The sequence below is a fragment of the Fusibacter sp. JL298sf-3 genome, assembly GCF_053842995.1.
Genome location: NZ_CM132608.1, coordinates 1,946,795 through 1,958,186, shown reverse-complemented (window position 1 = coordinate 1,958,186; position 11,392 = coordinate 1,946,795). Strand labels below are relative to the sequence as shown.

General features: G+C 34.4%; 10 protein-coding genes. All 10 read left to right on the top strand.

Features of this window, described 5'->3' with window-relative positions; all coding sequences use genetic code 11:
* Positions 1 to 122 precede the first annotated feature (122 nt).
* The 10 genes from ACR6HW_RS09380 (at position 123) to ACR6HW_RS09335 (ending at position 11,373) form a co-directional block, all read left to right on the top strand.
* A complete protein-coding gene (locus tag ACR6HW_RS09380) occupies positions 123 to 1,331 on the top strand; it encodes a DUF3644 domain-containing protein (protein WP_455727468.1) in 1,209 nt (402 codons plus the stop codon).
* A 126-nt stretch (positions 1,332 to 1,457) separates the two neighbouring features.
* On the top strand, positions 1,458 to 3,794 hold the full coding sequence (locus ACR6HW_RS09375) for a tetratricopeptide repeat protein (protein WP_455727467.1): 2,337 nt from the start codon (positions 1,458 to 1,460) through the stop codon (positions 3,792 to 3,794).
* Positions 3,795 to 4,260: 466 nt separating this feature from the next.
* Positions 4,261 to 4,515, top strand: a complete 255-nt coding sequence (locus ACR6HW_RS09370; RefSeq protein ID WP_455727466.1) for a hypothetical protein — start codon at positions 4,261 to 4,263, stop codon at positions 4,513 to 4,515.
* Between the two features lie 5 nt (positions 4,516 to 4,520).
* A complete protein-coding gene (locus ACR6HW_RS09365) occupies positions 4,521 to 5,117 on the top strand; it encodes an IS4 family transposase (protein ID WP_455730877.1) in 597 nt (198 codons plus the stop codon).
* 139 nt (positions 5,118 to 5,256) lie between these two features.
* Positions 5,257 to 5,970, top strand: a complete 714-nt coding sequence (locus tag ACR6HW_RS09360) for a hypothetical protein (protein ID WP_455727465.1) — start codon at positions 5,257 to 5,259, stop codon at positions 5,968 to 5,970.
* A gap of 251 nt (positions 5,971 to 6,221) precedes the next feature.
* On the top strand, positions 6,222 to 6,563 hold the full coding sequence (locus tag ACR6HW_RS09355) for a WYL domain-containing protein (RefSeq protein WP_455727464.1): 342 nt from the start codon (positions 6,222 to 6,224) through the stop codon (positions 6,561 to 6,563).
* Positions 6,512 to 6,772 carry a WCX domain-containing protein gene (locus tag ACR6HW_RS09350; RefSeq protein ID WP_455727463.1) on the top strand — a complete coding sequence of 87 codons (261 nt, stop codon included), beginning with the start codon at positions 6,512 to 6,514 and terminating at the stop codon, positions 6,770 to 6,772. Before ACR6HW_RS09355 ends, ACR6HW_RS09350 begins: the two co-directional genes overlap by 52 nt.
* Positions 6,773 to 6,823: 51 nt before the next feature.
* Complete coding sequence (locus ACR6HW_RS09345; protein WP_455727462.1) at positions 6,824 to 8,269, top strand: competence protein CoiA family protein; 1,446 nt, start codon at positions 6,824 to 6,826, stop codon at positions 8,267 to 8,269.
* Entirely contained in the window at positions 8,262 to 10,322 is a 2,061-nt protein-coding gene (locus tag ACR6HW_RS09340; RefSeq protein WP_455727461.1) for a hypothetical protein, read from the top strand. Before ACR6HW_RS09345 ends, ACR6HW_RS09340 begins: the two co-directional genes overlap by 8 nt.
* A 4-nt stretch (positions 10,323 to 10,326) precedes the next feature.
* Positions 10,327 to 11,373: a hypothetical protein gene (locus ACR6HW_RS09335; protein WP_455727460.1), complete on the top strand. Its 1,047-nt coding sequence runs from the start codon at positions 10,327 to 10,329 to the stop codon at positions 11,371 to 11,373.
* The last annotated feature ends 19 nt before the right edge of the window (positions 11,374 to 11,392 follow it).

Sequence of the window (11,392 nt, the reverse complement as noted above, 5' to 3'; positions counted from 1 at the left end):
TAAAGATGAGATTACGAGTTCAATTCTTGTTGGATATTGTAAGAGAAACTTCATTTGAAGTTTCTCTTTTGTCAATTTAATACTATATGATATAATATCTTTGGAGAATAAAGGAGAATATTATGGGTATTAGAACAGAATTAATTAGCCGCACATCAGATGACCATCAAGGTTATGGTGCTGGTGGTGGAGATACAGAGAGACTAGAGTATAAATGTCCATGTGGGCAAGGGAAAGTCATCGAAGAGCATGATAATATTCCTGGGTTTAGAGATCATTCCTTGTACTTACATTGCAAACCCTGTCGTTTGAAGTATGAGTTCGACACTTCAAAAGGTACACGTAGGTGGGAGATGGTTGTGAAAAAAGAATATGATACAATTAAACTGGATTTGTTTGATAATGCTCTAGATTCTTTTGTTGTTGCTATAGATTCATTTAATCGAGGAACGCTATATCCAAAATACTATAAAATTTCAATAAAAGAGATGTTTTCGGCATTTGAGTTACTACTTAAAGATATATTGAGTCACGAGCATCCTTCATTGATTTATTCGAAGGTGGAAGACTACGCAGAACCAATCGGTAAACGACATAGCGTTAATTTCGAAACATTACTATTGAGACTTGAAAAGTTAGCAGATTTTAAGATTGAAGAGAATCACAAGAGATATATTAACAGACTCAGAGAACTACGTAACCTAGGAATGCATTCGTCATTTGAAGTTAATAGGTTCAATGCTGCAGATATTATAAGTAAAGTAGTGCCAATATTTATGAACCTGTACAGGAGGTTCTATGGTGAAAATCATGAGAAGAAATTATCAGATTTGCTGGGGGTTGAAATATTTAACTCTTATATCAGCGAGCAAACAGCTCTAAACGCTTTGATAAACGATGCAAAAAAGCGATTTGAAGATGATGGTCATAAAATAATCACATTTGAAGGAGTTACAGTTAAGTGCAATACTTGTAACTCAGAATACATAGTTCATGAAGGTGAGAACATAAAGTGTTATTGTTGTCACGAAGAGTTCAGAGATTTCTACTATTATGCAACTTATATAAAACTTGATGCAGAATTAAATAGTGAAGAGTTATATTCATGTCCTGACTGTGATTGTTGGTCACTAGCACTCTATGAACCTTATGACTATTACTTATGTCTATCTTGTGGTCATATAGTTGATAGAGTTACATGTGATGGTTGCGCTCTAGAGTACCCTCGTTCCGAAGTGGATGATGAGACAGACTACTTAGGTGAAACAGCTCCTGATCATTATGTATATATTTGCTATGACTGCAAACATCCATATGATGATTTTTATTAAAGGATATGTGTTGTGTGAAATGATGAACTATTAACTTAAGTAGGAAGATTATGTGGGTTGCGAAGTACCATATTTCTGCGACTTATTTTTATCCATCAGTAGTACGGGGGAAGGGAGAATAAGTATATGGATTCTAAGGAAATCACAAAACTTTTTGATGAAAAAAAATACGAAGATGTCTTAAAGATGATTCGCAATGAAGATTCAAATCATCCTTGGTTAGAGTTTATTAAAGGACTTGTGTACGAACAAGAAGACTTCAAAGGGCATTCTTTATTGAAGTCTGCAAAAATCTACGAGCAAGGAATATCGAGAGAAGATTCGGTGTTTCAGTCATATTTGTTTAGAGCTTATCAGCTTCTTAATATGAATCAAGATGATAGTAGGCGAAAAGCTGTGGAAGTATTGAAGAAGGGGAGCTTAAAGCATCCTGAAAGTAGTGGAATAGCCCGTCTTCTTTTACAAAATACTGATGATGATGACCTCGAAACAGTATTTGATATGTACATCGATTTAGAGCAACTAAAATCACTTGAATATGTGCTTCCAACTCTGATATATAGAGCCTTTAGCAGTGGCATTACAGATATATTTGTAAAACTAAGTGATTCTGATTTCATTCTTAAATATTTGATTGGAGAGGAGTTCGAGATTTCACTAATGGCAGCGTTTGCATTATATGATAGCAATAAACTAAGTGATGCGCGTTCGATCTTTACGCATATTATTACATATGCCAAGAATACGGAAGTAAAGGGGTTGGCTAGTTTGGGTAGGGTGCTAGTTTCAACAAAAGAAGATAAAGTAGAAAAGACTATATCATTTATCCGGAAATTACCTATTTCGTTCAATATTGAGCCACTTTACTATAATAGTCATCATAATGAGTTTATGATTGGGTTTGATGAGTATATTGACATATTATTGGGCGATGTCTATAACTCAGTATCTGAGAATATTGAAGCTGTTGCGATTCTAAGAGGTATAAAGGGTGACAGAAAGTATCAAAATGGGCAAAAAGGCTTCATTGCCGACTTGAAGTATGCATTGAAACACGGAGTGAATAATTCGGATTATTATTATACGTTATCGTGGTCATATTATTTGGATAGCAAGTATTATGAAGCAGTTAAATGTGGTATAGAGTATATTGTGAATACAGAGGGCGAAGGTAGAAATCCTGTACTGAGTTTAGAGGATTGTGACAAGGATACTCTTGACAAAATTGAGAAGTATGTTTTGAAGAACGAAGGAAAGTTCTGGAGGATAAAAGGAAAGTATTTTAGTGAAGTGTTGTGTCTTGTCATTGAGGCCTTGCATAAAAAAAAGAACTATACAAGAGTTGTTGAAATTGCGAATATGTATAAATTTGAGCAACTAAGAGATTGCGCATGTTTTGAGATAGCATATGCATATAGAAATAATGGACAAAATGACAAAGCTAAAAACTTTTATCATCATATTTCTAAGGATTTAGAGACTTCTTCGTCTGCTGTGCTGAATAACTTAGCGTATATATATCTTGAGGAAAAGAATTTCACAAAGGCTGTTAAGCTCATGGAAGGTGCGGTTGAAATATCAAATAATGATGATGAGTATGTTAGAAAACTTGTTCAAATAAATGACGATTATAAGCAGTATCAAGATGAAATGAAAGATGACCTATTAGCCATGGAGAAGTTGAAAATAGAAAATGTGTGGGTCTTAAAAATACTTATGAATTTCTTTTCGCATATGAATGATGATGGATTTATAGAATGTCCGTATAGATTATTACCTGCATACATGAAGTTGGATACAACAAAGGCGTCTGATATGATTGACTCATTTATAGCAAAGAAGTACGTCAAAAAAGCAAGTCATAGTGACCATAAGATTAATACTAATTCTACAGTATACAAAGTGAATAAGTTGGTTTCAGATGAGCTAGAAAGGATTTTTACTGAAGGCGAGAAATTATCTAATCTGATTGAGCGATTCGATAATGTTAATATGAGCGTTTTTGAGAAGTATAACTATAGTGATGAATTAAGGGCTTCAGTTCAGAACATTAAAGACAACAAGCTAAGGGATATGATTGAAAGGGACGTTGAAGAAAATTTTCTTGCACTTATCACAAAGTCATATAAGATGGCACTTGTGTTAAGTGGAAGTATTATTGAGTCTATTTTATTATACTCACTAAAAGACCAAGGAATAACTTCATATGAGTTTGATAGCGGGAATAAGAAGAAAAGAATCCAGCTAAAAAACATGTCACTCAATGAGTTGTTGATTGTTGGAGATAAAGAAAAACTATTTTCACATGAAATTTTAAGACATTCTGATGCTGTTAGGGGCTATCGTAATTTGATTCATCCTAGTGTGGAAATTAGAAAGAGTGCTGATGCGCCAATTGTAACGGACTATAATGCAGAGTTAGCATGGAAAGTTACGCTTAAAGTGGTACTTGAGGTATTATAAGGGAATGCTAAATATACGTTCACTAGCGTTGCATAAAACTTAATCAATAGCAAAAGAATAATAAATAACAATAAATAACAATAATGTCTATTAAGGGGTTTAAAATCAATAAAAAAATCCTTATACTAGATTCATGGAGCACACATAGACGGTCTCGCACAAATCTAATACAAGGAACACAACATCTATATTATATGAAACTTAAGACCATTGGTAAAGTACTTGAACCCCTAAATTCAAAAAAGTTAAAAATATCATCAAAACGAATAACTGTGATGCTTATGCCAAGAAGTTAACGACTCAAAACCTAATCAAACTCTTTGTCACCGCAAACCTGAAAGAACATGATGGCCTCAGAGCCATCTCAACGGATCTGCTGTTTGATGACAATTATCAGAGGTATCTTAAACTAGATTCTATAAGCCCTTCTCAGCTCTATAGACGACTGTCAACTCTCGATACATCTGTGCTCCAGAACATCTTCACGCATCTGGTGTCACAGCTTCACGGGCAGTTTGAAAGCGTCCAGTTGAATGGAGATATATTGGCACTGAATATTGTTGATGCCAGCGTTATCACAAGAGCCCTAACGGGCATGGCGTGGTCGAAGTACCAAAAAACAAAAGCGGGTGTCAAATTACATCTCGGCCTTCGCTATTATGGTGAAAACGCACTTTATCCAAGTAAAGCCACTGTCACTGGCGCAAAAGAACATGAGTGAGTGAAATGCTCAGTGTGACGGATTTTACACCAGGCGTCATCAATGTTTATGACAGAGGCTATGTGGATTACAATCGCCTAGATCAAATCCACGAAGCTGGTGGTTGTTTTGTCGTTCGCATGAAAAGCAACTCTGTGACATGGGTGAATACGCGCTATGATAATCCAAAGGGCGTTCTTTACGCATCAAAAGGCCCTATGGGTTCAGGCAGCAAAAAGACCAAGCATGAATACCACTATATTCAGCAAGCAGATGATGACGGAACTATTTATCACTTTTTGACAAACGTCCCTGACCTTGAAACCGACACAGGGCTCTGTTTTGAAGACGTCTGCAATATCTATAAACTCAGGTGGAAAATTGAACTCTTTTTCAAATGGCTTAAACAGCATTCTAAAGTCAAGCATTTCTTTGCGACAGATGAAGTGGGCGCGGTAAACCAAATTTACCTTTCGCTCATTCTCTACTGTCTACTCGCTCTGTTTAAGCAAAACCTGAGAACAGACGCACCACTAAACAAGATCAGGGTTGCTATAAGAGCAAGTCTTTACAGTACTTTTGAAAGTTTCAAACGAAAGATTATGAGGCTCAATCCTTTTTAGATTAATCTATCCATATGTGGCTCCCATCACTGTGCAACGAGACTGTCTGATTAGAGTCAGCTTTGTTTCATTAGTAGAATCGACAGGGTTACATTTTTATCCCTATAAAGCGTAATATGGATTTGCTCTAGATTTGTAGTTGAGTTTATGCAACGCTAGTGAACTACTTGGTGATATTCGAGAACTTTTTCCTAACAAGGCAATAGATTTGTTTGAGAGCATTGAATTACTTCAAACAGTCTTAAATGACACGATTAAAGAAATTAGCGATAAGACTTCCGAAAAAGTTTTAGAAAGAAAATTCAACGATTTAAACAAATTAACTAAAATAGCTGAAGCGTTAAGTGGTCATGAGGATAAGTTGATTCAAATATTATCTGTTCTTGAAATTGAATCAAATGAGGATTTTGAAAGTGTAGACGAAATTGAAGAAAAACGTGGATTGCCAAATTATGATGAATATCTTGTGGATAGTAAAGTTGAGCACACGTTGTATGAAAATTTCACCCATATCCGGCCCTATGGTTTTAAAATAAGCGATAATAAAATCATTGAGGCCAAGACTTGGCAAGAAATGTTGATTAGAACATGTGAGTTATTAATTGCGATTGACAAGGATAAGTTTTTGGCTTTTGAACATAACAAAAGCATGAATGGTAAGAAGAACAAGTATTTTTCAAAAAATGAATCTATGCTAAGAAAGCCTGGTTCAATTAGTAACGAAATGTTTATTGAGTTAAATCAAAGTAGCAACTCTATTAGAAATTTTATAGTGAAATTGCTTAAAGAATACGATTTTAAAGTAGGGGACTATAAGGTTTATTATAGAGCTGATTATACCAATCTTAAATAGTGAGGATGTGGATTTATGGCAGAAATTAAATATGAAATCAAAATTTTATAGGTGCTAGAGATTTCGAACTCCCAGAACTGAAATTACTGGTTGATGCTGTTCAATCGTCAAGGTTTATAACACATAAAAAAAGTGAGGAACTCATCGGAAAACTGGAAAAGCTTACAAGTGTCCATGAAGCTAAGGAACTACACCAGCATGTTGTTATTGTTGATCAAATAAAAGCTGCTAATGAAAACATTTATTACAATGTGGATGAGATTAACAAGGCCATCCAAAAAAACAAACAAATCAGGTTTAAGTATTTTATGTACAACTTGGACAAAGAAGTTGAGTATCGTAGAAATGGAGACTGGTATTACGCTAGTCCCTATGCCTTTACATGGGATGATGACAATTATTACATGATAGCATATTACGAAAAGTATGAGGATATAAGCAACTTCCGCGTCGATCGAATGACTTCAATTGAATCGTTGATGCAGATAGAATCTTCACAGGTGATCAGGAGGATTTCAATGTCGCTGAGTATTCCCAAAAGATGTTTAGTGGGGACACAGAAAGAGTCAAGTTGCAGGTTGACAATGCACTAATTAATGTGGTTATAGATCGATTTGGAGAGGATGTTGAAATAGAAAAAAATGACGTAGGAACCTTTAGTATTGAGGTTGATGTTGTTGTGACACCTACTTTTTTAAGTTGGCTGTTTATGTTTGGGAATAAGGTGAGAATTGTTGAGCCTATAGAAATAAAAGATCAATTTGCGATGTGTGTGAAAGAGGTTTTAGAGACCTATGGTTGATTGCTGAGCTAAAAAAAGATTGGCAGAAGGTTGTTTAAAGGGGGATGCATTATGCAATTGGCATACTGGTTCAATAAAAACAATGAATATGTAGTAGTAAATGCCGCAGATTGCGATAAGGCATCTAGTCATAGTTATTATTGCTTAGGTTGCAAGACTCCTGTACAAGTATATGGTGATGGCATTCAGACCAAACATTTTAGACATAAAAAGGGGACCTACAGCAAAGAATGTGAGCACTATGCCGGTGCTGAACAGATAATCAAAAACACTGCTTATGACGGTAAAAAAAGTACATTATTCTTAGTTTCGAGTTTTGATCATTACAGATTGGCAATTGGATTGCCAAATATTAGCGAAACTGTGTTGATTGAAGCTGAAAATGAAGACCTTAGAATTAACATAAAAACGGGATTGAATTCAGAGTTTGATATCCAGGTGTCAAGAAGATACTTCAGTCCGTCGTGCTATCATTATGTTTACTTAGACTATTTGCGTGATCAATATGCTGTTTCATTTAATCTTGAAAGAGTACCACCTGAAATTATAAATAAGTGGACGGATACAATTTCAGGCGTTCGAAAAGAGGGCGTCATATTTAAAAAGTCTGATTTTGCTTGTGAAAAAGTGTCAACTAAAGATGGTGTTTATACGGGAGAATCATATCTGTTTTTGACGGCAAAATCATTGGACCATAAATCGATACTTGGTGCTGATTTTAAAATGGTCCAAGAAATGAAATTTACAAACTCCAGTTTCTTAAAATATGAAGTTTTTGAAGTGACTATACATGAAAAAACAAGTGATGTCGAGCTGTTTTTTGAAACTTTTGGATTAAAAGTACAGGAAGCCCAAAAGCGGCAAATGGTTTTATGGCCACCAACTATAGAAGAAGAGGAAAGTCTATTGTTGAATGATTCAAGTGAGATCTTTTTACTTTATAATTCAGAGGAGATTGTATCAATCCCATTTGATCAGAATGTTGAAATAATGCCATTGCAAAATGGAATGACTTTCAAAGTAGATGAAGAACGTTTTCAGTTAATCGAACAAGTTCATATGGACCCAGAGGTTCTTCAATCATACAATAGTAAGATAACAAAGGAACTTGACAGAAAGTGCTTTATTAAGAAGTTTAAGTCGAATTTATTGATGGGCTTTCGGATTGAAAAAGAACAATTAACTGAACACAGTACTTTAGGTGTAGATCGAATTGAATATTTGATTGGCACGGATGTCGTAGCAGTATACGTAAAAAATGATAACAGAACAAAAAGAACACTTGATAAAGATCAAGATATGACATTATTGAGAACCATAAAACGAATCAAAGGCAAACCGATTGCAATTTCTTCTAAAACATTGTGGTCAATATATGTACTCGAAAAATACGAGGAAACTTACAAATACTTAAGGTTATTAGTATCAATGGATAAAATGACGGATACTTTATCTAAATATATCGAGAAAATCGCAAAAGGAGAAAATCATGGCTAAAATACTGTCCCTTTGTTTAACGACACAATTGATGAGTGAAAATTATGAAGGTAATAACTATAAAACCGTTTTGTTTCGATTGAAGGATGTTGAAAAGGATGCTTTTGTTGATTATCAAAGAACGAACGATTTTGATGACGGTTATCAAGAAGATACAGGTTATAAATATCCATATACAGATTATAGAAACCATGTAATAAATGAACTTAAAATATGGGAGTGGGATCCTTTTGATAAGATTTGGGCGGTTAAAACGAATAGAGTTTTTTATGAGCTAATAAGAGATTATTCATTAGACCATTTAGATAGAATGGGAAAGATTAAGGCTTTAAAAGACGGCGTGTTCATTGAAAAGTATGATTATAAGCCTTGCCTGCTTGTTTTAGAAGAAACTGAAGAAGAATATTTTGTGATGTATGCTGACTCTAGTATTCTTAAAAAGAAAGGATCTATTCATAAGTTAGATCAAAGTGTTACGCATTTGAATGGCTATTATCTGTTAAAAAATGATTTTTTCAGCACAGATAATGTGAAGGTATTAGATGAAAATGGAGTCAGATTTCCGGGGAGGATGGTCTATAAATTTTTAAGTTTGTATGAACCGGATGATAGAATCGATGTACTAACTTTTGAGGAGAAGCTAGGCCTTTTTGTTCAATCCCAAGTAAAGGCACTTAGCCTGTCTAAAGCAGAAAGAAGGAATACTAAGCATTGGTTGGACATGGTACTTAGTGAACCTTTGGATATAGAAAAGTTCTTTGTAGAGAATGGCTGGTCGATAGAGAACATAGAGGAAGCCATAGAATCAATTAAAAAACAGATTGATGAAGTATTTGTTGATGAAAATTTAAGAATGAGTATCTGTCAAGGGTTGATAAGGAACTCAAATAGTATAGTTACGCATTTAAAGCATAAAATTGAAGAAGATTACTTAACACACCACAAAAAAGAAGTTGATAAAAGAAATAGAGGATTGGCAATAATTGACGAGGAAATCAATAAAAGGCAGAATAAAAAAAATGCGATAGACGCACAAATCACGGATATGGAAACCAAGCTTGAGAACTTAATTGAAAGAACGGAAACACTTAATGAAATTGATTCAAAATTATCAGATAAGGTTAGAGAAAAAATTAGTAAAGCAAATAGTGACGTGGTCGAATTTTTGTCTCAATACGCAATGGTAAGTAATCAGCCCAAAGAACATTCGATTATGAATGGCGCTAGGTCTATCAGTACATCTGCTGGAAAGTTAGATGCAGAAGAATCATATTCAATTGATAGTACTACTGAAATGGTTGATGTTCTTAAGAGTAATCTGGATTCCATTGGTATTGACAAGGAGTTAAGCTATTCGCTATCAAGCTATATTCTTTGTAGCATTAAACAGGGGATGAGTTTGAGTTTTGTGGGGAAATACAGCAAATTGTTATTTGATTGTGTTTCTAAATCTCTTGCAGGCCGTTTAGGAACTTTGCTTTATATTAATTCAGTGGATACGTCAAAGGATGAGCTCATGGAATCTGTAATTGAGACAGATGAGATCTTTGTTGGCATTGCTGATTTGCTTCAAAAGAATTCAAATTTGGCTATGGAAATATTGAGTGATCAATTAAATAAGCAAATTGTTTTCATAACCTTATTGCCAGAGTCATTGTCACTAATGGATGATTCTATCTTCAATTTTGTAAACTTTGTTTATACTGATTGGATTTTTGACAATCCTAATGTAGATTTGGAGTGCATTGAAGCAAGTGTGTTTGCAAACCTTAATAGCATTGATATTGAAGAAGACAGAAGAACGATGAAAAAAGTTAAAGATACACTTAATAGTCATAAGCAACAGCTCTTCAAATCAAAACTCCATTTTTTACAAAAATCCAAACTAATTACTTTGCTAAACCAATTGAATAATGAGGATTCTTTATTCGCCTGGATCTTTTTTGAGTTGTTACCGAGCATGAAGCAAAATGGTCATGATTATGATGAATCAATCAGTAATCTGGATCTTTCGGATAAACATAGACGCTTTCTAGAAGAAAATATTTGGTGATGTTATGGGAAATACGGAGTACAAGCTTTTAAACGAGATTTCTAATTATTTTGACCTACGGAGATATGCTGATGAATCGGAAGAATCATTTGTCAATAGGTTACTATATTCAGCTGTTGGTGAAACATTACTAGTATCTACTCTTAAAAAAAGCCCACAGCAGCCGATCGAGGGTGTAAGTAAAACCTATATTACTTTAAGGAATTCAAAGCATTTGGAGTCATTATGGATGGCTTTTCCCTCATTTAAAAATTACTTCGGTGACACAAGCGCTTCGGATGTCATTAAAAACATTAGACTCTATTATGAACTAGCAGGGGTGTTAAGACCTAGTAATTTTGGAGAATTTGTTGAATTAGCGCCACCCCTTTTTACTAAGATTGAACCAAATTTAACTTATTCCAGAAATAACCTCAGCAGTAACCTACGAACTGCGTCAGGCCTTGGATTTTATGAAAAGATGAGATCGCAAAAATATAAGTATGTTTCTATGGCAAAGCTGTTTGATCTAAATGAGGTAGATGCTCATGAATGGACCAGAAAGTACATTCGAAAAGTCAACTGGGAAAATGCGGGTCAACTCAATTTAGATAGGGGGATTCAATTTTTCAATCCCAGAATTAATAAGAGTTTATACAATTGTTGGGGTAATGAGTTTCCATCAAATGTTGAAATAACTTTGTATAGGAAAAATATTACCGATTTTGGTTTTGCTAAAGTCGAAGATAAAAGAATCGTTGGTGTATATATACCAGAATTTTTTAGTACGAACAATAACGCATCAAATAATATGTTAGGTGAAGATACAAGGCGTTTCATGTATGGACTAAAATCAATGCATGGAAACAAAGCGAAGGCTTTGATTGAAAAACGGCAAAATTACACCTATATTAAGCTTTTCAGTAAATTACCAATTCGAGAGACGATGGTGATGAAAATGTGTGCTTGGCCAGTTGGAAATTATGATAATGAGTTTGAGTATTTAATTTCGAATGAGCTGGTAACTGTATGTAAGCAGGTGCTTGGTAACTTATCAATAAATTGTGATTAAATCTGATGTTAGGAGTATA

Coding starts and splice junctions, on each gene's coding strand:
- ACR6HW_RS09380 (WP_455727468.1), top strand. CDS start 123: ATGGGTATTAGAACAGAATTAATTAGCCGCACATCAGATGACCATCAA.
- ACR6HW_RS09365 (WP_455730877.1), top strand. CDS start 4,521: ATGCTCAGTGTGACGGATTTTACACCAGGCGTCATCAATGTTTATGAC.
- ACR6HW_RS09375 (WP_455727467.1), top strand. CDS start 1,458: ATGGATTCTAAGGAAATCACAAAACTTTTTGATGAAAAAAAATACGAA.
- ACR6HW_RS09350 (WP_455727463.1), top strand. CDS start 6,512: ATGTTTAGTGGGGACACAGAAAGAGTCAAGTTGCAGGTTGACAATGCA.
- ACR6HW_RS09335 (WP_455727460.1), top strand. CDS start 10,327: ATGGGAAATACGGAGTACAAGCTTTTAAACGAGATTTCTAATTATTTT.
- ACR6HW_RS09340 (WP_455727461.1), top strand. CDS start 8,262: ATGGCTAAAATACTGTCCCTTTGTTTAACGACACAATTGATGAGTGAA.
- ACR6HW_RS09345 (WP_455727462.1), top strand. CDS start 6,824: ATGCAATTGGCATACTGGTTCAATAAAAACAATGAATATGTAGTAGTA.